The following is a 23,395-nucleotide window of genomic DNA, read 5'->3' as shown; positions in this document are numbered from 1 at the left end:
CAACCAAATGTAGCGCGACAACGTAATTTTAGAATATTTAGAGTAAATAGTCGGTCACCATTAACACCCTGTGTATTATTATGCTAATGCTTTACTACGGCCACTATTTTTTATGAGACCCTTTTTTGTATTTTCTATCACGGCGTTTTTGACGTGCCTCTGATACACCCGGTCTGAGCGTTTTGGCTGAGGTGGTTTTCTTGCCAGCATATGGGTTGGTATTGAGCTTAAATTCAACTTTTAACGGCGTACCCTCAAGATTAAACACTTTACGAAATTCGTTTTCTAGATAACGCTGATAGCTTTTCGGCAATGAGCCGGTCTGGTTACCATGAATCACGATAATCGGAGGATTGTGCCCACCTAAATGCGCATAACGCAGTTTAATACGGCGTCCGCCTGACATTGGCGGCGGATTAGCAGCTACAGCATCTTCTAGAATCTGCGTCAGACGATTGGTCGACACTTTAAACATTGAAGAGGCGTATGCCTTATGGATAGATGGATATAAATTACCCACATTAGTGCCATGCAGCGCTGAGATAAAGTGGACTTTGACATAAGGGATAAAGCTAAAACGGCGATCAAGCTCGATATGAATCATGTCTTTTTTATCTTCAGACAAACCATCCCATTTGTTAATCGCAACCACAATAGCGCGGCCGGCATCTAACGCATAACCCAGCATGTGCAAATCTTGATCCACAATGCCTTCTTGCGCATCAATCACCACAATAACGACGTTTGAGTCTTTAATGGCTTGCAATGCTTTAATAACCGAGAATTTCTCGACTTTCTCACCGATACGGCCACGGCGACGCACACCTGCGGTATCGATTAGCACGTAGCTTTTGCCGTTGCGCTCAAAAGGAATATAAATACTGTCACGTGTGGTACCTGGCATATCATAAACCACAACGCGGTCTTCACCCAGCATACGGTTAACAAGCGTTGACTTACCTACGTTTGGACGACCAATAACTGCCAGTTTCAAACCCTCTTGTGGATCATCTTCCACATCTTCTGGCATATCAGCCGTCAAATCCTCAAGCAAGTTACCAATACCGCGGCCATGGCTGGCAGTCATTGGATATGGCTCGCCTAATCCTAATGCATAAAACTCGGCTGGCGCAGCATCATGGACACCATCAACTTTGTTGGCAACCAAATAAACTGGCTTACCTAATGTATGCAGCATTTTGCCGATTTCAGCATCTGCACCCACCATGCCTGCGCGTGCATCGACCACAAATACCAAAATATCGGCTTCATGAATGGCTGTGTGCGACTGAGCTGACATATAATCATCAATACTGCCCTGACCATCATCGGCCTCACCAATACCACCGGTGTCAATAACAATAAAAGATTTATTCTCGTAGGTGGCGTCACCGTACTGTCTATCTCGGGTCAAACCAGATAAGTCAGCAACCAGTGCTTGACGTGATTTGGTCATTTGGTTAAATATTGTCGATTTACCCACATTTGGGCGACCAATTAAGGCGACGACAGGTTTTATGGACATTTTTTATCTCACTTGGTTTTACAAAGCTTTAATGATTGGTCTTAATCAGAGTGCTTGATATTAAATTAGGGGTAATAAGTGGCTAAGGCAATCTTGCGACATAGTACGTTTTAATGTAAGGGGTCAGACAATGCGTACGCTTTTAGAACTTGGCAGTTGATATTCACCACAAAATTTAAGTTGAGTTATCAATGCGTAGTTTTTAAAATGATTGCCAGTATATTAGAAAATATAAAAATTTAGCGGTTAACTTACTAACTCGAGGTCAGCTTAATAACATTTATTTGAATATCAGTCGTTTACAGCAGCAAATAGCTGCTCATCACCGGCTTATCAAGCACAATATCTAGTACGCGTATTTTAAATGGTATACGAGACTATTTGAAGTTAGATTGCTTGGTTATGATAACATGGTTTTAACCCTCTTAATAATGAACCTAACTCAATTATGTCAAGACGCTCTGCTCCTTTTGTCGCGCCAGAAGATATTATCGAAAACCCTACCAGCAAGGAGGGTAAAAAGCATGCCAAAGAATTGCTGTCGACCTTGCAGGCAGATATTGCCGCGTTTCGCTATGATCAGTTCCCGCCAGATATCTTAAGGCAAGTTCGAGACATGCCTATATATGAGGGCAATCAAGATGAGGTTAGCGCTTACCATAATCGCTGGAAGCCTTTAATTGAGCGTGCTCTACAGTTCTACCCGTCCGCTTATATGCCACCGGATAATCTGCCTTTAACGGCAAGTCTTGAGATTCCGCAGTTTATTTATCATGTTCAGCGCCTACATTTGACCAAGACCCGTGCTAAAGAATCCAAAAGCTTTGGCTCTGTCGGTGCATTAATCGATAAATGCGGTGATTTTAGTAGTCAAGAACTGCTTCAACTTGAGCGCGTATTCGAGCATGATGAAACCGCAAGGCTAGTCGCGCATCGTGAGTTTATTGACCTTCGTGCTTATGTTTTCTGCCGTGACAATAAAGGTGCGCTACTAGAGCCTGAACGCGTCAGATTCTACCGCACTGGACTCATTGTCCACGCACTGCCTGACTTTAAAATTGTCGACAGCCGTCAAAAGCCGCGTAAACGCCGCAATGATGCTTATACCAATCCACTAGCCGACAATGGCACGTGGAAGGTCTATAAGAAAAAATAGTCTGTTATTTGACTCAAAACAGCTTTATTCAACATAAATACGATTCGTGATAATGTCATCTTCCTCTATTACTTATTACTTATTGCTTGACGCCCATAAACCATTAATCAACCTTAAAACGAACGACAGCAAGCGAGCCTATTCTCGTTATCCACTAATCGTTAATTATTATAAACCGTAAATCTAATAAGGACCCTTCATGCTCGCAGCATCCATTGTTCAACCTAGCTTAATGTTACAAGCGACGATATTCTTGGGTGCGGCATTGTTGCTGGTGCCTTTGGGCAAGCGCTTTGGGGTCTCTACAGTGCTTGGATACTTGGTAACAGGCTTGCTGCTTGGCCCGAGCGTACTTGATGTGGCCGGTGATGCCGAGAGCCTCATGCATTTTTCTGAGTTCGGTGTGGTGATGCTGCTGTTTGTAATCGGTCTAGAATTGCAGCCTTCTCGGTTATGGGCACTACGCCGCTCCATCTTTGTGTTCGGTGGTCTGCAAGTTGGGGTCACCGGTATTATTCTGATGGCGCTGCTGTATCAGTTTACCGATTTAAAGCTTGACACTACCTTTATTGTTGGCTTTGGTCTGGCTTTATCATCAACCGCTTTTGTGCTACAGGTGCTCACCGAAAAAGAGCAGTTATCAAGTACGCATGGCCGTGAAGCCTTTACCATATTATTATTCCAAGACATTGCGGTTATCCCACTGCTCGCGGCCATCCCTTTCTTATCTGGTGTGCGTGAGCAAACCTATGACTTGGTATATTTTGCCAAAGTTATCGCCGTATTCGGCGGGTTATTCTTAGTCAGCCGTTATGTAGTACGTCCCTTCTTTAAATTTGTCGCCTCTAGTGGTGCGACTGAGCTGTTAACTGCCGTTGCCTTATTTATCGTAATGGGTGTGTCAATTTTGATGGGTCAAATTGGTTTATCAATGGCACTTGGTGCATTCTTAACCGGTGTACTACTTGCTGACTCCGAATACCGTCACGAACTTGAAGCGAGTATCGAGCCGTTTAAGGGCTTGCTGTTAGGCTTGTTCTTTATGTCAGTAGGCATGCTAACCGACGTGAAGCTTATCGTTGAGCATCCTATTGTTATTTTCGGTGCTGCCATCGCCTTAATGCTTATTAAGTTTGGCATTATTACAGTCATTGCTCGTCTGTTAGGCAACCGTCTGCCCACCAGTATTCGTTTGGGTGTGACCTTGGCTCAAGGTGGTGAGTTTGCGTTTGTTTTGTTTGGTACTGCGGCGACTCAAAACGTACTGCGCCCTGAGCTTGCCAATATGCTAAACCTAATCGTGACGGTTTCGATGGCACTGACACCAGTTGCGTTTGTTTTACTTGAGAAAATTGGCGAGCCCATCTTTCAGAAACGTCAGCCAAGCCGTGAATACGACAGTATTCCAGACCATGAGCATCCGGTGATTATTGCTGGTTTTGGCCGTGTCGGTCAGATTATCGGCCGTGTACTGCGTATGCATAACATCGAATTTACCGCTATTGAGAACTCGGCTAACCAAGTAGATTTCGTGCGTAAGTTTGGTAACCAAGTTTATTATGGTAATCCGCAGAACCCGCAGATTCTGCGTACTTCAGGTATTGATAAAGCACGCGTCTTTATTATTGCCATAGACGATGTAGAGCGCTCTATTTCGACTGCTAAATACCTGCATAACCATTATCCACACCTTAAAATATTGGTACGTGCGCGCAACCGTTCTCATTTTTATCGTCTGCGTGAAATTGGTATTACTCATATTTGGCGTGAAACTTATCTATCTTCACTCGATATGTCACGTGAGTCGCTAGAACTATTGGGGATTTCACCTGAAAAGGCACGTGAGACCATCACCGCCTTCCGTGATTATGATGATGAGCTGCTCAATCAGCAGCAAGCGGTATATGAGGACGAAGCGCAGCTGATTGCCACCACCCGCTCCTCCTTGATGGAGCTTGAGAGTCTATTTGACTCTGACCATGATGAGGGTAAAAAGTTGGACTTAGAAGAAATTGAAACCGCTGTGGGTATTCATAAATAAAGTGGCTAATCAGCCTAGCTCGATTAATAACGACTGGCATCGCTTGCTCACTCTTTAGAAATAAGAGAAGCAAAGTGATGCTAGTTTTCGATACAACTGGTTGGCTTTTGACGCTCATTTAACGAGGTCACACATTGCCACTTTGCATCTTTGTCTGTAGAAGGTCGATACATAATGAAAGTCTGACCATTTAAATTACGATTAGGGAATGGCACATCTTTGATACTAGCAGTGAGTACGCAGCTGCTTTGTTTTGCCCCAAGTGCCGGCGTGTCCTCAGTGACCTCTAGACTCAAATGCTGACCGCTAGTGTCAAAGGTTATCCCGACCGGACATTTGCCTTGAACACGGTACATATCTTCAATATGGCTGGTGGCCATACGTGTTGTCGCAAAGGTATCTTGAATAATCCCATTGGCTTTGGGCTTGGCATACAGCGGTAAAAACTGCACTTGCAGCACGGTCAATAAAAATATAAATAACCCAAAGGCAATACCCAATCCAACTTGGCTCACTCCGCCCTCACGGCGCAAATGTGCCTTTTGCTTTTCAGGCTCTTTTGGGTAAGCCTCAATCGCGTCGGCTATCTCTCGGCGTGCCATACGGTAATAATAGGCATCCGACCAGCGTGCCACCATTGCTGCCCAAAACAACCAAATAATGCCCGCAATACTTAATCGAGTCAGCATTTGATAGGCATCTGGAATATGCGGCATAAATACGAATTCAAACGCAGTTAAAATAATTGCCATATTGAGCTGAATAAACGACCAGCCCGCCACCGTATAGACAATAGAGTCTAAATAGCGCTTTCGGTATAACAGCCAGCCAAAGGTGGCAAAAAAGGATGCCCAGTGCCATTTGGGTGACAAATACCCTTGCTTATCAAACTCGGCAAAACGCTTTAAATAATAGACTTGTGAACGCTTACCGATAAACCATTTATCCAGCTGCGTACGCTGCTCAGGCGTTAACTGCTCTTGATAAAACGGTGGCGGTGAAGTCTCTTCAATAAACAACATACGGGCTAGGCCTTATTTATATAAACATCTATCGTATTTTGGTTGCGCGAACTATCGCGGTTTGCGCATCGTTTTATAGGGCGATAACCGTTATAATACGCCAAAATGCCTGCTTTTTTTAGCATAGCGACTCTTTGGAATATTCTTTTTTGACTCTTAGGATGTATTCGACCTTAAGTGTCCATATTAAACCAATGATTGCGCGCTTTATACTAAAGCAGCCTATCCTCAAACCTATACCCATTGTGAATACTCTATATCGGTAAGTTGTTAGTCTAATAATCACAGGCAAAGCAGACTGAACCTAGATGGCGATATTACACAAGGGGTATCATTACGACAATAGTGGACGATATTATTTATATGAGCGCCGATAACACGACTAACTCAACTCCGACAACCCTTACCCCTCATGCAGCGGATGATAACAAAGACGTACAGTCATCTGAGCTTAACATAGCAGATAACAGCAAATCGACTGGCAAAAATGCCGAAGATGATGTTACTCATCGCCGCTTAATTAATACCTATATGAAGCGCCGCACTCATTTAAATAAAAGTGCAGAGCAAGCCCTTACTGACCCCGCTTACGCCAAATATATTGTCAATACCATGGATGACAGAGGTCAAGGTATTATTGATGATATTACCAATTTGCGTGCTTTGTTTGCTGATACGAAGCAAACACCCAATGGGACCGATGCGCCGCTCACGTTTGAGATTGGCTTTGGTATGGGCGGCTCACTGATTGAAATGGCCAAAGCTGAGCCAACGCGTAACTTTGTGGGTATTGAGGTGCACGAGCCAGGTATTGGTAAATGCGCATTTATGGCTGGCGAGGAAGACCTTAAAAACCTTAAGATTATTAATGGTGATGCCATTCGCTTGATGCAGCAATTGCCAGAGAATCATATCGATCGTATCCAGTTATACTTCCCTGATCCTTGGCAGAAAAAGCGTCATTATAAACGCCGCTTTGTTAGTCCAAAACGCATGGAAATTGTAACCCGAGTCATTAAAACAGGTGGCTGGTTCCATACTGCAACCGATTGGGAGCATTATGCGTTCTGGATGCTAGATGTGTTAGACAACTTTGAAGGGCTTACCAACACAGCTGGCAAGGGTAACTTTACGCCGCGTCCTGACTTTCGTCCGATGACTAAGTTTGAAAAACGTGGTATAGACCGTGGTCATGGCGTTTGGGATTTGATTTACATCAAAGGCTAGTCATTATTGAACTTACCATTGATTATGACATTATCGTGAAACAATGCAAAAATTAGCGTCTCAAGGCGCTATTTTATTGCCCTGATTGGCTACTGCGAACAAAATTATCACTACCTTCTCTATTAATCATTCGCTGCTAACCGTCATTTAGTAAGGCTTTGCGAAGTTGTCCCCATTCGCTGTGGATAACCCTGTGGATAAACGAGGTATTGACAGTGCCTGACCTAGGCAGCGTCGTGGCTTAAATAAAATTGCTCATTTTTTGTACAATTTATTTTATAAATAAAATCAATGACTTACAAAACTGACGTTTTAAATGACTGGCTGTTTTAAAAATTTCTGTCAGAATTTTAAATTTACCATGATGTTCCACAAGTTGACTTAGAGGTCTAAAAAAGGTGTGGATAAGTCATATTTTTTAATGAATCCTGTTGACTTTTATCAACTTATATCTACTCGGTTATTCCATTAACTAACCCTAAGCTATTTTCTTAAATAAAAAAGGCACTTATCAATGAAGCTACGTATTTTAAGTGTGGGCGGCAAGATGCCTAAGTGGATTGATACTGGATTTAACGAGTATCACAAGCGTATTCAGCCTATGCTGACCACTGAGATGGTCGACTTACCTGCCGCTAAACGCGCCAAGAATCCATCAGAGGCCAATTTGGCGCAATATCGTGAGCAAGAAGGCAAAGCAATTTTGGCCACGCATCAAAGCAGCTCACGCGAAAAGCTGTGGGTGCTTGATGTGAAGGGTAAGATGCTATCGACCGAACAATTAGCAAATAAGCTGAGTGATGCGATGCAAATTGGAGATGATGTGGCGCTAGTCATTGGTGGTGCCGACGGCGTATCGCCTGACGTATTGGCCGCGGCTGATTTTAAATGGTCTCTATCGCCATTGACACTACCACACCCACTGGTACGCGTAGTGCTAATGGAGCAGCTGTATCGGGCGATGAGTATTAATAACAATCATCCATATCATCGTGGCAATTAGTCCTCTGGATAATTAGTTATAGAAGATCTTAAGGATTGAGATTTCAAGTACAACACTCACCGGTCTTCTTTGCTTTAAAAAAAGCACCCTGCCCCCATAACTAGCACATGACATATTCAAATAAGACACACGGCTCGACCTTTAGCGTTCCGGCTTCAGTGACTCCGCTCACCAGCTTTGAGCCGGTCGCTAATCAGACCCGTAAGCAAAAATTTCGCTCTATGCAAGCGCTGGCCACCTTGCCTGCGTTATTTATATCGCATGGCGCACCAAGCTTTGCACTTGAAAGAAGCACCACGACCAACGCCTTAGCTCGTGCCGGCCAAAATTTGCCTAAACCCAAAGCCATTGTTATCATGTCTGCGCACTGGGTCACCCAGACCTTAGAGATTGCCAGCAACCCTACTCCGCAAACGTGGCATGATTTCTCAGGCTTTAGCCATGAGCTTAACAGTATTGAATATCCTGCATTAGGTCATCCGCAGCTAGCAGAATCGTTATCTGCTCAGCTTAATAAGATGGGTGTAATCAATAGCCTTAATCCACTGCGTCCGCTTGATCATGGAGTGTGGGCCCCGCTATTGCATTTGTATCCAAACGCCGATGTGCCTATCGTGCAACTATCATTACCCAAACACTTTGATGCCTATGCCTGTTATCAATTGGGTAGCTTATTTACCCAATTGCGTCATGAGCAAATACTGGTTATTGGCTCAGGTAGTATCACCCATAACCTTGCTGCTTTAAACTGGAATGCCGAAAGTGAAGATGCGTTAGCCAAATCCTTTAAGGTATGGCTGCTACATCAATTAAAAACCGATATTCCAAACGCATTAGAGTGGCGTCAGTTCGAAGACATCGAAAAAGTACACCCAACTTCTGAACACCTACTACCTTTATTCTTTGCACTGGGCTCAGGGCAACGGGTGTCTGTGATTCATGAAAGTATCGCTCATCACAGCTTGGGTATGGATATCTACCGTTTTGATTAAACAGGTTTGAGTCAATCGTTCGTCTACCCCAATGCTTCGTCTACCCCAATGCTTCGTTTAACCTGCTAAGCGCTTTTTTATTCACTTAGTATGTTAAATAACACTGACTGCCCAATAAAGGGCTGGTTTTTGTTAAAATAGACCTTTTTTTATAACCCCTTATTTCCAGCTTTTACGCTTTACTTTATTTAGCAAGATATTGCATTGCACATTATTCTTTTCACATTGACGTCACACCGTTTTGAATCCATACCTTATAGCTTATATAGCGTGTCTATAGTAGATAGATAACCCTTTAGCTAAGAGTATGTCATAGAGATTTAATCCGGTGCTGACCTTAACTTTGAGCAACTTATGACAACTATGACGGATACCTCCTCTTCAAACCTTCATTCAAATAATAGCGATGCCGGTAATGCCAATCAAAATGCAGTGGTGCTACTCTCTGGCGGCTTAGATTCAGTGACTTGTCTGTACTGGGCAAAAGAGCGTTATGCCAACGTTACTGCGGTAAGCTTTAACTATGGTCAACGTCATAACAGTGAATTGGTTGCCGCCAAGAGTATTGCCAAACAAGCCGGCGTTGATCATAAGATTATTGATATAGATATTGCGCAGCTTGGAGGCTCATCGCTGACTGACCACGACATGGCTATTCCTGATGGCGATGATGAGAAGTTCCCGACGCATACTGATACCATTGACAATGATGCCATTCCAAACACCTATGTGCCTGCGCGTAATACGATCTTCTTATCTTATGCACTGGCGGTAGCGGAAGTCACCAATTCAAATCATATTGTAATTGGGGTGAGCTCAGTTGATTATTCAGGTTATCCAGATTGCCGTCCTGAATATATCCATGCTTTTGAAGTGATGGCGAATTTGGCGACGAAAGCTGGCGTCACTGGCCATAAGCTGCATATCCAAACTCCGCTACAAACCCTATCTAAAGCGCAAACGATTCAATTAGGACATTCATTGGGTGTGGATTATTCACAGACTATTTCTTGTTATAAAGCAGACAGCAAAGGCCGCGCCTGCGGTATTTGTGACAGCTGTACGTTACGTAAAAGAGGCTTTAAAGATGCAGGAATTGCAGACCCTACTCGATATGTAGAGGCTTAATTGAGCCCTAAATTGTAACTGATGAGTAACATTTGCTTGCAACCTGATAGCAAAATTCATTATTAAAAATGGCTTGAGCTTGGTAAGGTATAAAGCCAAAATTAAGCGACTATTAATGCTTATTAATATCTAGACCCTTAATGCACAATATGCCCAATCATAAATTATGATGTGGTTAGGGCGTATTGTATACTTAGCCAAGACCCATTACGGTATTTAGCTTTTTTGGTCAGTATTAATAGTCACTATTCACTTTTTACTATCTGCAAAACCTCTCTCTTTAAAGGACGCTGCTTCATGATCTCTATTACTAAAAAGATTGCCCCTCTTTTTGCTCTAGGTGCTTCAGCTATGATGCTAATGACACCCGCTCACGCTCTAGATATTAAGCAAGAGCAAATCAATCAGTGTGTTAAAGGTACTGTAAAATATAAAGTTGCTGATAATGCAACCGCTAAAAAGTTGTGTAGCTGCACCGTAGACGTACGCTCTAAAATGACATTGGGCCAAATGTGGGAAATCGAAAGCTATGCACAAAGCGGCAAAGACCCTTCTAAATTGTCTTACGCTAAGCGCATGCAAAAAGACTTACAGCAATGTGCAAGTGGTCTAAAATTAAACCCACCAAAAAAACCTAGCTAATTATTAAGGCCTTTAGTGAAGGCTTTTAACATCAGGTTATCTGGCTTTATCTATTAAGTGCAGACACTGAAAGATTACGAAATGGGGCTGGCATGTGCTGGCCTTTTTTTATACGATGACGTATGACCTTTAAGGCAATATAGTGTTTTGCCGACCCTACTACTGAAGTAAGAATCTAGATAACTCTTTAAATAAAGATTCAAATCAAACAAAGCGCCAAACCCATGTCGATAATCTATCGACCTATTGTACTGAATTAAACCCGCCTATTAGGGCGTGCCCTCAATTCGTACGATTACATTTAAATGGGCTAAAAATAGCTAAATCTTGTCATACTGCATCAAATAACTGATAAATATCTCGATATTTACAGCATTATTTTCTTTGTCTGACTGCGATTTATCTTATTTTTATCACCATTTTCAAAATCAGGACACGCCCTAATCTAATAAAAAGAAGAGGAATACTCATGGCCAAGCCAACCGATGAACAAATTACCTTGCCAGACTTTGACGTGCCTATGGTTCGAAAAATTGACGGCAAAATGCTTGAGGCAGATATCAATCTTAACGAACTTGTCAAAAATAGCCAAAAAGGGTTGATTTTATATTTCTATCCTCGTGACAATACCCCAGGCTGCACTACACAGGCCACCGACTTTACTGCGCGATTAAGTGATTTTGATACATTAGGCTATGACATTATCGGTGTTTCACGCGATAGCATTGAATCGCATAAAAAGTTTATTGAAAAACAAGATTTACAGATTACGCTGATTAGTGATACCGATGAGAAGTTATGCCAATACTTTGATGTCATTAAAGAGAAAAACATGTATGGCAAAAAGACGCTCGGCTTAGTACGCTCAACGTTTGTGTTTAATAAAGATGGTCAATTAACCCATGCTCAACGCAACCTACGTGCCAAAGACTATGCAGATCGCTTACTTGAGACCTTAGGTTAATTATCCGATTGTTGAAACAGTCAATACCAAGCTCAATAGTTAATCAAACTTTATCATTTTTCTCAGGAGAGTGTATCAATGAGCGCCCCTCATAACACATCTAAGCCGACTCGCACGGTCGATGTGGCTATTATCGGTGCCGGTACTGCCGGACACAATGCCTATCACCAAGTGACCAAAGCCACTGATAATGTGGTTGTTATTAATGATGGCTTTTGGACCACGACCTGCGCCACCGTCGGCTGTATGCCAAGTAAACTATTAATAGCCGCCGCCGAGCGTGCTCATCATGCCAAAGATTCTAAAGAATTTGGTATTGAAGGCAAGCCAGTTATCAATGGCAAACAGGTCATGAAGCGTGTGCAAACTGAGCGCAACCGCTTTGCAGGATTTTTGCAAAAAAGTGTTGAGAGCTGGCGTGAAGACCAGAAGATACACGCACATGCTAAATTCACCAAAGAGGGTTTAATCAAAGCCGGTGACGAGTTTATTAAAGCTGAGTACATTATCGTTGGTACAGGGTCCGTGCCTTTTATTCCAGAAGGTTGGGCTGAAAAATTAGGCGACCGTCTATTAAACTCTGAGAACGTGTTTGAGATTCCCGACTTACCAAAGTCTGTTGCTGTTATTGGCGCTGGCGCAATGGGACTGGAGTTCTCTCAAGCTCTGCACCGCTTAGGTGTAGAGGTAACACTATTCAACCGCAGCAATCGCATTGGCGGTATTCAAGATGAAGCCATTAACCAAAGTGCTTTAGACTGTATATTGGGCGAATTAAACACCGAGCTTGGCTCAACTGTCAACGATGTGGCTCAAAGCAGCGATGCAGATACCAAGCAAGCGGTGATTCATTTTAGCGATGCCGAGGGTAACGAAAAGACTTGGCAAGGCGACTATGTTCTACTGGCCACAGGGCGCCGTAATACACTCGATAAAATGGATATCGCTTATGCCGGTGTCGAGCTGGATGCCAAAAACCGTCCACTGAACCTAGACCCTGTCACTGGTCAAGCCGGTAACAGCAATATCTATATCGTAGGTGATGCCAATGCGCGTACGCCGCTAATGCACGTTGCCAGTAACGAAGGCTTCCATTCAGGGCAGCATATCAAAAACTTGCTTGAGAAGAGAAATAATAGGGTTGACCAACCGTCACAGACGAGCCTTGCTGCTATCAAGGCCAGTGGCGACTGCGGTGCAGAGATGCTGTGCGATGATGACATCAATGCCAATATCAGCGCTGACAAGTCGGTTGCAGATACCGGTAAGCCTTATGAAAATAAGCCAGCAACACCGCTAGCAGTGGTCTTTTGTGACCCTCAAATTGCAACTGTTGGTCAGTCGAAAACCGAACTTGAAGCGTCAAATACAGCATTTGTCACTGGTGAGGTGAGCTTTAATAGCCAAGGCCGTAGCCGGGTGATGGGCGTCAACTGTGGTCTGTTACATATATATGCCAGTCTAGAGAATGAGATGATTTTGGGAGCCAGTATGGTCGGCCCTGATGCAGAATATATTGCGCACATTCTAGCAACAGCGGTTACCAATGCTTTAACCGTTGATGACCTGCTTGCCAGCCCTTACTATCATCCGACAATTCTAGAGGGTCTGCGTACTGCGCTGCGTGATACCAAGCGTCAAATCAGAAACCATAACGCGTCATAGCAAGCGCTTAATCCTTACGGACACTTTAAGATACCCTGTTAATGAATTAGCAGGGTATTTTTATTAGACTATTAGAGGGTAGCGTTTTATTGTATATTAAAGGGCATCGACTGTTGCTCGAACATAAGCCGTATCCGCTTTGATACCAGACCGCCTGTTTGTTGTGTTTAATAAATACAGATAATAACGTCAGCTATCACTAGCGGTATATGATATTTCACCACTTTGAAAATAGGATGCCCAATGGCTAGCTCTACTGGCTCAAAAATTAGCGCATTTTTTCAAGAAATTATGCACGATTTATATTCGAGCTTATATCTTGCTATCGGTGGTGACTTAGAAGAAGAAACCCATGACTGGGCGTCGCGCGGTGCAGAACTTGCTAGCACCACTATTAAAATTATTATTCTGCTTGCGGTTTTAGGCTGCTTATATTGGCTATTTATTTATGTTATTAAGCATAATAAAGAGCGTCTAAAGCTGAGCGATAAGCGCATGAATATTGCCCGCTCGACTGTTCGCTATGTTTGGGTGGTCAGCTGTCTAATCGCTGTGATGAGTCAGATTAATATTGAACCATCCACTGTCAAAGCCACAGCAAAAGCCAGTATTTGGGCCGGTATCTATTATGTGTTATGGACCTCCTCTGAGCAGGTCATTAGCCGAGTGCTTAAACATTATGGTCTAAATGCCTCAATTGAGCAGTTATTAAAAAACGTCTTTTCTGTGCTCATTGTGGTGCTCGGTCTTGCCAGCGTCATGGCACAGTTTGGTTTTGATATTGTCTCACTGGTGGCCGGTTTAGGTATCGTCGGTTTGGCAGTGGGTTTTGCCGCGCAGTCCACCATTGCTAACTTTATCTCCGGCATCACGATTTTGCTTGAGCAGTCGTTTCAGGTGGGTGATTGGATTAACATTGGCGACAAAGAGGGCCGCGTTATCGTTATCTCTTTGCGTACCACCCATATCTTAACCCGTGATAATATCACCATCATTATTCCTAATTCGACGGTCGCCTCCTCTGAGGTTACTAACCTCACCTCAAAGAACTTTATTCGCTTTGATATTCAGGCACGTATTGCGCTTGAGGCCGATGTCGAGGCAGCGCGGAAAGTGATTTTAAACGTTATTGACGATATGGATAATATTCTCAAACGTCCTGAGCCTTCTGCCACTATTGATCATATTAGCGACTTTGGTGCGGTATTTATTGTCCGTTTTTGGGTAACCCCAGCGGCAGTTCCGCGCATTCCTCGTATCAAAGAGGCGTTACATGAGCAAATCAAAAACGAGCTACAAGCGGCAGAGATTGCCATTCCTTATCCGCACATGCGCATCTTAATGCCCAAAGATGTCGATTATCCTATTGAGACTAAGCCCTTTGAAGTCAATACCCATGTGAGCGATAAAAAATAGCCCCTAAGCATCTATAGTGCTCACTATTGCTTTGTGAATTCAGTGCAATGATGCTTACGGACTTAAGAATACGCTGACAGACAGATTAATTTGCAGTGCCTTGTAAGTGATTGTGTTAAAATCACTGACCATAAATACTGGTTTTGAAAACCACACCCCTTATAACAACCTCTTAGCTTAACTCATACTTTAAATCTGCATCACTCCCGTCGATTCAATTCTATTGAATGGGTCGATGCATGACTAAGCAACATACAAACGTAAAGGTCACCTATGTCCACCCCTACACCCGAAAACACCCCGTTAAATAGTGAAGCCGCAGACAATAGTGAGCAAAGCATGCGCTATGATATTGTCATCACCTGCGCCGATGGCTTAGAAGCACCTTTGCAAACAGAGCTTAGCCATATGGATATCAGCAGTGATATCAAAAGTACCGGCCGTCTAACGGTTACTGCCACTCTAGAACAGGTTTACCGTATCTGCTTGTGGTCACGTGTTGCCTCACGGGTATTATTACCGCTTAAAAAACGCAATATCAATAAAGAGTACGACGTTGCCGAGCAGTTAAACGGCCTAGCCAGAACCATCGACTGGACAGAATGGTTTGGACTTGATAATACTTTTGCTATTCGTATGAACGTCGATAAGCGCGTTTCGGTTAGTCAGCAATTTGCTATGCTACGTATTAAAGATGCGATTGCTGATACCTTTACTGACAAGTATGACAGCCGTCCTGATGTCGATAGTAATGACCCGGACTTCCCGATTTATGCAACGGTTAATGACAAACAGGCAGAGATTTTCCTAGATTTATCAGGTACCAGTTTACACCGCCGCGGTTATCGTGTTGCTATGACTGATGCGCCGCTAAAAGAGAACTTAGCAGCTGGCTTGTTATACAGCGTGGGTTGGCACAAAACCAAAAACAGCTACAGCGCTTTGATTGACCCTATGTGTGGTTCGGGTACGTTTATTATCGAAGCCCTGCTTATGCAGTGCGACTATGCTGTGGGTATCGATAAAGCGGAATCACAATTTGGTTTTTATCACTGGCATGAACACGACAGTGAGTTATGGCAGCAGTGTGTCAATGAAGCGCAGCAACGTTTTCATAATGGCTTAGAAAAAGCAGCATCTGGTAAATTACCAACGATTATGGGTTTTGATGCTGATGCTGGCGCGATTAAAGCAACTCACAAAAACTTAATTGCCGCTGGTCTTATTGAGATTATCCCGCACTTAACCCTAGAGCAGCGTCCACTATCGCAGTTAAAAATCGCCTTAGCCAAGCCACTATTGGATCGTAAGCTTAAGCGTCCACTGATTATCACTAACCCACCGTATGGTGAGCGTTTGGGTGATGTTGACTTTATCAAGCCGCTTTATCAAGGCTTAGGCTTGACCTTACAAGAGATTTTTGCCAAGCAAAAATATCAGCCTGTGCTTGGTCTGCTTGCCGCTCATGTGGAACAAGCGGACGTATTGCCGATTGCAGAGCCACAGACCCTGCGTTGCCATAACGGCGCAATTACCGTGTATTTCCGTCATGGTCAGCTGATTCGTAAAGAAGGCGAGAGTCTGATTGATCGTTTTGAGAAGAGAAAAATCGAAGTCGATGAAGCTCAAGACTTTGTTAACCGTCTACAAAAGAATGTCGCTCATCTTAAAAAGTTGGCGGCCAAAGAAGAGGTGACCAACTTACGTGTTTATGATGCCGACCTACCTGATTATAAGGTCGCCATCGACGTGTATGGTGATTATGTGCACGTACAAGAATGGGCCCCTCCCAAAACTATCCCACCAGAGACGGCTCGCAAGCGCTTTAATCTTGCATTGATGGGTATTCGTGAGGTGTTCGGTATTGACCGTGAAAACGTATTTATTAAGACCCGCGCGCGTCAGGTTGGTAATACTCAATACGGCAACCCTGATGGCAGCAAGTCTGAGACAGACAAGAAACAAGACGACAAGCACGTCCCTAATAAAGACAACCGCTATCGTTATAAAGGTAATAAGTTCCAGCAAGCCCGTGAGGAAGCCAAGAAACAAGTGGCTCGTGAAGAGGCTAAGAAAAAACGTAAACTGCACGTCATACAAGAAGATGGTGCTTATTTTTATGTTAACTTCACCGACTATTTAGACACTGGCTTGTTTATTGACCACCGCAACATGCGCGGCATGATCCGATCAGCCAGTCGCGGTGCTGATGTATTGAACCTATTTGCATATACCTGTACTGCCAGTGTGCATGCGGCACTCGGCGGTGCTAAAACAGTCACCAGTGTCGATTTATCACAAAACTATCTCGACTGGGGTAAACAAAACTTTGCGTTAAACGGTCTTGATGTGACCACCAGCCGTTATCAGTTTGTTGCCTCTGATATTTTTGATTGGATTAAAGACAATACAGATCAGTTTGATGTAATATTCATTGATCCACCTACCTTCTCAAACTCTAAGAAGTTCCAAGGTACCTTTGATGTGCAGCGTGACCACACTGCCCTTATCAACCGTGCAATGAACCGCTTGGCCAATGGCGGCGTAATTTACTTCTCGAATAACTTTACCAAGTTTGAGCTTGATGAAGAGTTATATGATCGTTATGACATTACTGAGATTACCAGTGAAACCATTGGTTTTGATTTTAATCCGAAAAAGCCAATCCATCATAGTTTTGAGATAAGACATAAGCTTTAATTAAGCTGATGATATAATTTTAAGCATACAAAAAGCCCTGCCAGATATTCTGGTGGGGCTTTTTAACATACTTATTTGAAATTCTATTTTAACGGCTATGGTTTATGCACAGGAGCCCCTTTAGGTTGCCACTCTGGGTAAATTAGTTCAGGGTTACCCCTATTTTCTCTATATACATCTATAATATCATCCTTACTATCAGGGATATAGTTACTTTTATTAGCACTACTTTTAAAGTAGTTATATGTTTCACCTTCCTGTAGGCTTTTCTTATACATTGGTTTTGGCGTCGTACAACCATTTATCATTGGGATTGATATTAATAGGCAATACATCATCAAGTTTTTATTCAACATGATATTCTAATCTCATAATTAAGTTATTTCGTTATTATAAACACCCATCGTTACCCTATCATTACCGCCATAATCCTGAATGGTTTTGACCTGTGTATAGCCAAAATCAGTAAAGATTTGACGCACCGTCTCGCCTTGGTCATAGCCATGCTCAACCGCTAACAAGCCACCTTTAATCAGATATTCTGTTGCTCGGCTGGCTATCTGTTTGATATCAGAAAGCCCATTGTCGGGTGCAACCAAAGCCGATAATGGCTCGGCTTTGAGCTTATCTAGGTGCTCATCATTGCCACCGATATAAGGTGGATTGGAGACGATGATATCAAAGCTTTGCGACTTATTATTTTTATCTAACGCGCTAAACCAATCGCTTTGCTTAAACTCGATATTAGTAACATTATTTAAATGAGCATTGCGCTTGGCGACCTCTAAAGTAGGCTCAGAATAATCGATAGCGGTAATTTGCCATTGATTAGACATTTGACTAGATGCTAGAGATTGGAGCTCATGCGCTAGGCTAATGGCGATACAACCAGATCCAGTGCCCAAATCCATTAAACGCTTGGGTGAATGAGGTGTATCATCAGTTTGAGCGTTATTATCTATCCACGCCAACACTTGCTCTACCAATACCTCGGTGTCAGGTCGAGGAATTAAGGTATGTTCATTAACCTCAAACTCTAACGACCAAAAAGCTTGCTTACCCGTCAGATAAGCAAGTGGTGTGCCGGATTTCATTTTTTTAATACCAGACTCAAACTGTGCCTGCTCCACCTCTGTCAGCTGATAACCGCTATCAGTAATCAAAAACGAGGCAGGCTTTTGTAACACATACAAAAGCCAGTCATTAACCCAATGCTCAGGCAGCGCATCATACTGAGTTCGTTTGATTTGGTTGACGCTCATTACCGGTTGGGCATTCATCTCAGTCACGTCTTAGTCCCTACCCTTATATACCTAATGCTATTTTTTGCTTTCAGGCTGAGTATCAACAGCCTCATCAAGAGCAAGCTGACTGGTTGCTATATCATCGCCATAAATATCATCGTTACCGCCGATGACAATATATTTATCGACCAAATAAATCAGCAGTAAAATAGGAATACCGATGACAAAAGTAAAGGTAAAGAAGAACGGCCAACTGGTCACCTCCACGATAGATCCTGAATAGCCACCAATGACTTTGGGGATTAAGGTCATAATCGATGAGAAAATCGCATATTGAACCGCCGTAAACTTAATCGAGGTCAATGCCGATAAGAAGGCAATAAATACCATACTGGCGAAGCCTGATGCCAAGTTATCGACAATCACCGCAAAGTACATATATTCAACGCTGCCTTGATGATAGGTCAGTAAGATAAATAATAGATTAGTTGATGACGCCAAAATAGCGCCGAGCATCATGGCCTTCATAATGCGCATTCTTTGCGCGAGCATACCACCTAAGAAACCGCCAACAATGGCCATGATAACGCCAACCAGCTTCACCGCGTCAGCAATTTGGGTTTTGGTAAAGCCCATCTCTTGATAAAAGACGTTTGAAATCACGCCGGCAACGATATCTGAGATACGATACAGACCTATTAAGGCAAGTAGTAATAGTGCTTTTTTGCCATAGCGGCGGAAGAAATCGACAATAGGATTAATCCAAGTTGCCATTGCCACTTCTTTTTTGACCAAGCCTATTTTGACTAAGAAATAACCTGCCACTACCGCCATAATTAAACTACTGATTAAACGGGTCGCGGTCATCAAGAATTTAGCAAGCGCATCATCAAACTCAGGCAACACATTACCGATTTGAATATAACCGGTAATAAACACCGCTACCGATAGAATAAATACCAGAACCAATCTGAGGTAATCGTTGCGCGATTCAGTAATTGCTGGTGCTTTATTAATGATTTTTGGCTGATTAATCAGGAAGAAAAGTAATAACAAAGGCGCAATACCGACGGTCACCGCAAAGTATTTATTTAATACTGGATAGATTGACTGAGAAACGATAACAATACTGCTGTCCGTCAGTCTGTTATATAAGGTTTCGACCAAGTATGGCAAACCGATAACAGTCGCCGGTACCAACAAAATCGCTGAATAAACAAAGAACAGCTTAAGGTTTAACTGCTGTTTTTTAATCTGCAGAATCTCAGCCGTTGGCTCGTAACCGGCAAAAGTGGTCAATAATGGCAGCGTCATAATCAGCGCCATCACATAATAGGTATTTCTCCATGCCTCATAGCTGTACTGGTTCTCAGTTGAGCCAAAGTACACTGCCAAGTATAAAGACCCTGCGCCTGCCACAATCATACCGATACGATAACCGGTGACATAAATGGAGGATAAGACCGGCTGCATCTCAGGCGGCGCAAGCTCAATACGGTATGCATCAATAACAATATCTTGCGTCGCTGCGGAAAATCCCAGAAGTACCGAGCCAGCTGCCATTAAATGCAGCACATTAATCTCAGCAGGGTTCACACTCGCCATGACATAAATAGCAAGAATAATAAGCAGCTGCGCAACAACCATCCAAGCCCGCCTACGCCCTAACCATGTGGTTAATATCGGTACAGGAATGGCGTCAATGAGCGGCGCCCAAATAAACTTGAAGGCATAGCCAAGACCCGCCCAGCTAAACATGGTAATTATACCCAAATCGACACCGGCTTCATTAAGCCAAAGTCCTAAACTTGAGAAAATCAGCATAATGGGCAGACCGGCGGCGAATCCTAAAAAGAACATAATCAGGACACGCAAGTCTTTAAATGCCTTTAAGGCATCAACCCATGACTTTTTAGGCGATTGAGTAACGCTAGAATCGGGCTGAGTTGTGGTAGACATGAAAAACCTATCTTAATAAAATCTAAAAACGATATGTTACTTTAGAATGGCAGGCTTGACTAGCCGTATCGTATCAAGCGTACAATACAACCTGCCCGCTCGTCATTGAAAATCACATTATATTTGCAAATAAGGCTATAATATTTGGGTTAATCCCTGCAATGCCCTTATAATGAACGCGTTTAACCTCCTACCCTCCATTGTTCTAGTATGCTCTAGTTCAATCTCTTATTTTTTGGCAATTTCATATTTCCAAGCCGCAGTGATAAAGGATATTTTTTATGGCAATAGATGTGGTCGTCAACCAAAGACATCTACAAATTCAGCTCAAACAACTAGAAACCGTCTGGCATACCGTTATTAACGGCTATAATTTAAGCCAAGCCGCCTCGGTACTGCATACCAGTCAGTCGAGCTTATCCAAACACATCTCTGCCCTCGAAAGTCAGCTAAAAGCGGAGGTCTTTGTACGTCAAGGCAAACGTCTAACCGGCTTGACCCCTGTTGGCGAAGCCCTACTGCCACACATCGAGGCTATTTTTACCGAAATTCGTACCATTGAAAACATCAGCCTTGATTATAATAATCCGCAAACTGGTACCTTAACGCTGGCTACCACCCATACTCAAGCGCGTTACGTCTTGCCAGATATCATCAAGACATTCAAAGAAGCTTATCCAAAAGTACAACTGGTACTACAGCAAGCGGACCCTGAGACCATTGCCAATATGGTGATTCGTGGTCAGGCCGATATTGGTATTGCAACCGAGGCACTACTGCACAACTCTTATCTGCGCTGCTATCGCTATTATGACTGGTCGCACCGTATTATTGTGCCCAAAGACCATGAACTCGCAAATGCTGAAGACATCGACTTGCCAACCTTGGCAAGTTATCCTTTGGTGACTTACCACGGCGGCTTTACTGGTCGTAGCGCCATTGACAAAACCTTCCATGACGCCGGTCTTGAGCCTGAAGTGGTATTGGCAGCGCTTGATGCCGATGTGATTAGCACTTACGTTGGCGCAGGTCTTGGCGTAGGGATTATTGCAGAAATGGCTTTTGAACCAAGCCACTATCAGACCTTAACCGCAATTCCAGTAGATCATTTCGGCCGCTTTACCAGTTGGATAGCGGTACGTGATGATGCTGAGATTCGCCACTTTGGTCAGGCATTTATCAAACTGTGCCAAGAACAGTTTGATTCAGATAGCTAAGCCAGATAGCTATCCGCTCTTAGTTCAATTCTGATAACTGTAGAAAAGCACTCAAAAATGGGTGCTTTTTTTATGTTACCTTTTAACACTCTCATAGCGGGTTTACTCAGCCACCGCTTTGTTATCTTTTATTTATAAATGACTGGTCTACTTGAAAAGTGTGCTTAGTATAATCATATCAATAGATAATCCCTCCTATTTATATCAACAAATAATATAAACATTGAAATCAATATCTAAACAGCTATCTAATGGATGACTTATGAATAAAATCCCTTTATCTTTTCTAGACCTCGCTCCTGTTCCAGAAGGTCAAACGACCGCTCAAGGTGTGGCATACAGTGTTAATATGGCTCAGAAAGCCGAGACCATTGGCATGAATCGCTTCTGGATGGCTGAGCATCACAACATGCCCGGCATTGCCAGTGCTGCGACGTCAGTACTGCTGTCGCATATTGGTGCTAAGACTGATAAAATTCGCATTGGCTCTGGTGGCGTTATGTTACCTAACCATGCGCCTTTAGTCATCGCAGAGCAATTTGGTACGCTGCAAGCCTTGTATGGTGACCGAATTGATTTAGGACTAGGCCGTGCTCCTGGTACAGATGGTGCTACTTTTAGGGCGCTGCGCCGTCAGATGCAAGATGCTGATCGCTTTCCACAAGATGTGCAAGAGTTGATGTTCTTCTTGGGTAGTGAGTCAGATAATAGTCCAGTTCAAGCCTTCCCTGGTGCTAATAGCAATGTGCCGATTTGGATTTTAGGCTCTTCATTGTTTGGTGCTACATTGGCTGCGAAACTGGGACTACCCTACTCATTTGCCTCGCACTTTGCACCGCGTATGATGACGCTAGCCATTGCCACTTATCGCGAGAACTTTGAGCCATCTCAATATCTAGACAAGCCTTATGTGATGCTTGCCGCCAATATGCTATTGGCCGATGAGGATGCGACTGCCCGTTATCACTTTACCTCTGCTCAGCAAAGCTTTGTTCGCTTGCGCCGTGGTGGTCGCGGCCAAGTGCCTAAACCGATTGAGTCTATGGATAATTACTGGAGCGCCCCTGAAAAGGCCATGGTAGACGATGCATTGGCGGTGTCTTTTATAGGTAGTGTCAATACGGTCAAACCTTTATTAGAGCACTTCTTGGAGGAGCACAAGCCAGATGAACTGATGGTAACGGCTAATGTCTATGATCAACAGGCCCGTTTGCGCTCTTTAGAATTAATCCCTGAGCTGGGCGTGTTTGATTTGAAGCCTTAATCTTAATTTGAGCTTATCGCTTCTCAGCGCTAATTTTGAAGATTATGTCTCGTCCTAAAATAGGTTGATGATTTAAAACAAGCCAGATACCCCGTGTATCTGGTTTTTTCTATGCAGAACACCCATAACTTTGATGAAACTCGAAAGGCGTTCTCATATTCAAACTTAAATGCGGTCTCATATGATTATAAATATAAACCGACTCATCAACGAGCACTCTTAGCTCATCT

17 protein-coding genes are annotated in these 23,395 nt (G+C 43.3%); 13 read left to right on the top strand and 4 right to left on the bottom strand.

Annotation, left to right across the window (positions count from 1 at the left end):
• Window positions 1-103: 103 nt before the first annotated feature.
• Complete coding sequence (gene der / locus AC2SLM_RS10465; protein ID WP_486542950.1) at window positions 104-1,525, bottom strand: ribosome biogenesis GTPase Der; 1,422 nt, start codon at window positions 1,523-1,525, stop codon at window positions 104-106.
• Window positions 1,526-1,973: 448 nt separating this feature from the next.
• Here der and AC2SLM_RS10460 point away from each other — a divergent pair, with 448 nt between their 5' ends.
• On the top strand, window positions 1,974-2,681 hold the full coding sequence (locus tag AC2SLM_RS10460) for a hypothetical protein (RefSeq protein ID WP_486553720.1): 708 nt from the start codon (window positions 1,974-1,976) through the stop codon (window positions 2,679-2,681).
• A gap of 199 nt (window positions 2,682-2,880) precedes the next feature.
• A complete protein-coding gene (locus tag AC2SLM_RS10455) occupies window positions 2,881-4,722 on the top strand; it encodes a monovalent cation:proton antiporter-2 (CPA2) family protein (RefSeq protein WP_486542946.1) in 1,842 nt (613 codons plus the stop codon).
• An 80-nt stretch (window positions 4,723-4,802) separates the two neighbouring features.
• Here AC2SLM_RS10455 and AC2SLM_RS10450 read toward each other — a convergent pair whose 3' ends face one another.
• On the bottom strand, window positions 4,803-5,744 hold the full coding sequence (locus AC2SLM_RS10450) for a DUF2628 domain-containing protein (RefSeq protein ID WP_486542944.1): 942 nt from the start codon (window positions 5,742-5,744) through the stop codon (window positions 4,803-4,805).
• A 363-nt stretch (window positions 5,745-6,107) separates the two neighbouring features.
• On the opposite strand from AC2SLM_RS10450, the gene trmB reads away from it, so the two are divergent.
• From trmB to rlmKL, 9 genes are all read left to right on the top strand, one after another.
• Window positions 6,108-6,971 carry a tRNA (guanosine(46)-N7)-methyltransferase TrmB gene (gene trmB / locus AC2SLM_RS10445; RefSeq protein ID WP_486553719.1) on the top strand — a complete coding sequence of 288 codons (864 nt, stop codon included), beginning with the start codon at window positions 6,108-6,110 and terminating at the stop codon, window positions 6,969-6,971.
• A 514-nt stretch (window positions 6,972-7,485) separates the two neighbouring features.
• A complete protein-coding gene (gene rlmH, locus AC2SLM_RS10440) occupies window positions 7,486-7,974 on the top strand; it encodes a 23S rRNA (pseudouridine(1915)-N(3))-methyltransferase RlmH (RefSeq protein WP_486553717.1) in 489 nt (162 codons plus the stop codon).
• Between the two features lie 221 nt (window positions 7,975-8,195).
• Complete coding sequence (locus AC2SLM_RS10435) at window positions 8,196-8,966, top strand: DODA-type extradiol aromatic ring-opening family dioxygenase (RefSeq protein WP_486553738.1); 771 nt, start codon at window positions 8,196-8,198, stop codon at window positions 8,964-8,966.
• A 363-nt stretch (window positions 8,967-9,329) separates the two neighbouring features.
• Window positions 9,330-10,094 (top strand): 7-cyano-7-deazaguanine synthase QueC, encoded by a 765-nt coding sequence (queC, locus tag AC2SLM_RS10430; RefSeq protein WP_486553736.1) that lies wholly within the window; start codon window positions 9,330-9,332, stop codon window positions 10,092-10,094.
• Between the two features lie 297 nt (window positions 10,095-10,391).
• Entirely contained in the window at window positions 10,392-10,736 is a 345-nt protein-coding gene (locus AC2SLM_RS10425) for a hypothetical protein (protein ID WP_486542938.1), read from the top strand.
• Window positions 10,737-11,205: 469 nt separating this feature from the next.
• On the top strand, window positions 11,206-11,700 hold the full coding sequence (locus AC2SLM_RS10420; RefSeq protein WP_486542936.1) for a peroxiredoxin: 495 nt from the start codon (window positions 11,206-11,208) through the stop codon (window positions 11,698-11,700).
• 78 nt (window positions 11,701-11,778) lie between these two features.
• Window positions 11,779-13,365, top strand: coding sequence for a dihydrolipoyl dehydrogenase (locus tag AC2SLM_RS10415; protein ID WP_486542934.1), 1,587 nt, complete (start codon window positions 11,779-11,781; stop codon window positions 13,363-13,365).
• Between the two features lie 243 nt (window positions 13,366-13,608).
• Complete coding sequence (locus tag AC2SLM_RS10410) at window positions 13,609-14,781, top strand: mechanosensitive ion channel family protein (RefSeq protein WP_486553715.1); 1,173 nt, start codon at window positions 13,609-13,611, stop codon at window positions 14,779-14,781.
• 273 nt (window positions 14,782-15,054) lie between these two features.
• Window positions 15,055-17,481: a bifunctional 23S rRNA (guanine(2069)-N(7))-methyltransferase RlmK/23S rRNA (guanine(2445)-N(2))-methyltransferase RlmL gene (gene rlmKL, locus AC2SLM_RS10405; RefSeq protein WP_486553713.1), complete on the top strand. Its 2,427-nt coding sequence runs from the start codon at window positions 15,055-15,057 to the stop codon at window positions 17,479-17,481.
• A 374-nt stretch (window positions 17,482-17,855) separates the two neighbouring features.
• Here rlmKL and prmC read toward each other — a convergent pair whose 3' ends face one another.
• Together prmC and AC2SLM_RS10395 are read right to left on the bottom strand one after the other, a co-directional pair.
• Window positions 17,856-18,761 carry a peptide chain release factor N(5)-glutamine methyltransferase gene (gene prmC, locus AC2SLM_RS10400; protein ID WP_486553734.1) on the bottom strand — a complete coding sequence of 302 codons (906 nt, stop codon included), beginning with the start codon at window positions 18,759-18,761 and terminating at the stop codon, window positions 17,856-17,858.
• Window positions 18,762-18,800: 39 nt separating this feature from the next.
• Window positions 18,801-20,684, bottom strand: a complete 1,884-nt coding sequence (locus tag AC2SLM_RS10395; RefSeq protein WP_486553711.1) for an AmpG family muropeptide MFS transporter — start codon at window positions 20,682-20,684, stop codon at window positions 18,801-18,803.
• Window positions 20,685-20,965: 281 nt separating this feature from the next.
• Between AC2SLM_RS10395 and AC2SLM_RS10390 the strand changes: the two genes are divergently transcribed.
• Window positions 20,966-21,901, top strand: a complete 936-nt coding sequence (locus AC2SLM_RS10390; protein ID WP_486542917.1) for a LysR substrate-binding domain-containing protein — start codon at window positions 20,966-20,968, stop codon at window positions 21,899-21,901.
• Window positions 21,902-22,163: 262 nt separating this feature from the next.
• Entirely contained in the window at window positions 22,164-23,165 is a 1,002-nt protein-coding gene (locus AC2SLM_RS10385) for an LLM class flavin-dependent oxidoreductase (protein ID WP_486553709.1), read from the top strand.
• The last annotated feature ends 230 nt before the right edge of the window (window positions 23,166-23,395 follow it).

Source organism: Psychrobacter sp. CX16 (genome assembly GCF_057396245.1).
This window is presented reverse-complemented; position numbering and strand designations above follow the sequence as displayed.

Bases quoted from the DNA above. Each gene is read 5' to 3' on its own strand.
- AC2SLM_RS10425 (WP_486542938.1), top strand. From the start codon at position 10,392: ATGATCTCTATTACTAAAAAGATTGCCCCTCTTTTTGCTCTAGGTGCT.
- prmC (WP_486553734.1), bottom strand. From the start codon at position 18,761: ATGAATGCCCAACCGGTAATGAGCGTCAACCAAATCAAACGAACTCAG.
- AC2SLM_RS10410 (WP_486553715.1), top strand. From the start codon at position 13,609: ATGGCTAGCTCTACTGGCTCAAAAATTAGCGCATTTTTTCAAGAAATT.
- trmB (WP_486553719.1), top strand. From the start codon at position 6,108: ATGAGCGCCGATAACACGACTAACTCAACTCCGACAACCCTTACCCCT.
- AC2SLM_RS10420 (WP_486542936.1), top strand. From the start codon at position 11,206: ATGGCCAAGCCAACCGATGAACAAATTACCTTGCCAGACTTTGACGTG.
- rlmKL (WP_486553713.1), top strand. From the start codon at position 15,055: ATGTCCACCCCTACACCCGAAAACACCCCGTTAAATAGTGAAGCCGCA.
- AC2SLM_RS10460 (WP_486553720.1), top strand. From the start codon at position 1,974: ATGTCAAGACGCTCTGCTCCTTTTGTCGCGCCAGAAGATATTATCGAA.
- der (WP_486542950.1), bottom strand. From the start codon at position 1,525: ATGTCCATAAAACCTGTCGTCGCCTTAATTGGTCGCCCAAATGTGGGT.
- AC2SLM_RS10385 (WP_486553709.1), top strand. From the start codon at position 22,164: ATGAATAAAATCCCTTTATCTTTTCTAGACCTCGCTCCTGTTCCAGAA.
- AC2SLM_RS10390 (WP_486542917.1), top strand. From the start codon at position 20,966: ATGGCAATAGATGTGGTCGTCAACCAAAGACATCTACAAATTCAGCTC.
- AC2SLM_RS10395 (WP_486553711.1), bottom strand. From the start codon at position 20,684: ATGTCTACCACAACTCAGCCCGATTCTAGCGTTACTCAATCGCCTAAA.
- rlmH (WP_486553717.1), top strand. From the start codon at position 7,486: ATGAAGCTACGTATTTTAAGTGTGGGCGGCAAGATGCCTAAGTGGATT.
- AC2SLM_RS10435 (WP_486553738.1), top strand. From the start codon at position 8,196: ATGCAAGCGCTGGCCACCTTGCCTGCGTTATTTATATCGCATGGCGCA.
- AC2SLM_RS10450 (WP_486542944.1), bottom strand. From the start codon at position 5,744: ATGTTGTTTATTGAAGAGACTTCACCGCCACCGTTTTATCAAGAGCAG.
- AC2SLM_RS10415 (WP_486542934.1), top strand. From the start codon at position 11,779: ATGAGCGCCCCTCATAACACATCTAAGCCGACTCGCACGGTCGATGTG.
- queC (WP_486553736.1), top strand. From the start codon at position 9,330: ATGACGGATACCTCCTCTTCAAACCTTCATTCAAATAATAGCGATGCC.
- AC2SLM_RS10455 (WP_486542946.1), top strand. From the start codon at position 2,881: ATGCTCGCAGCATCCATTGTTCAACCTAGCTTAATGTTACAAGCGACG.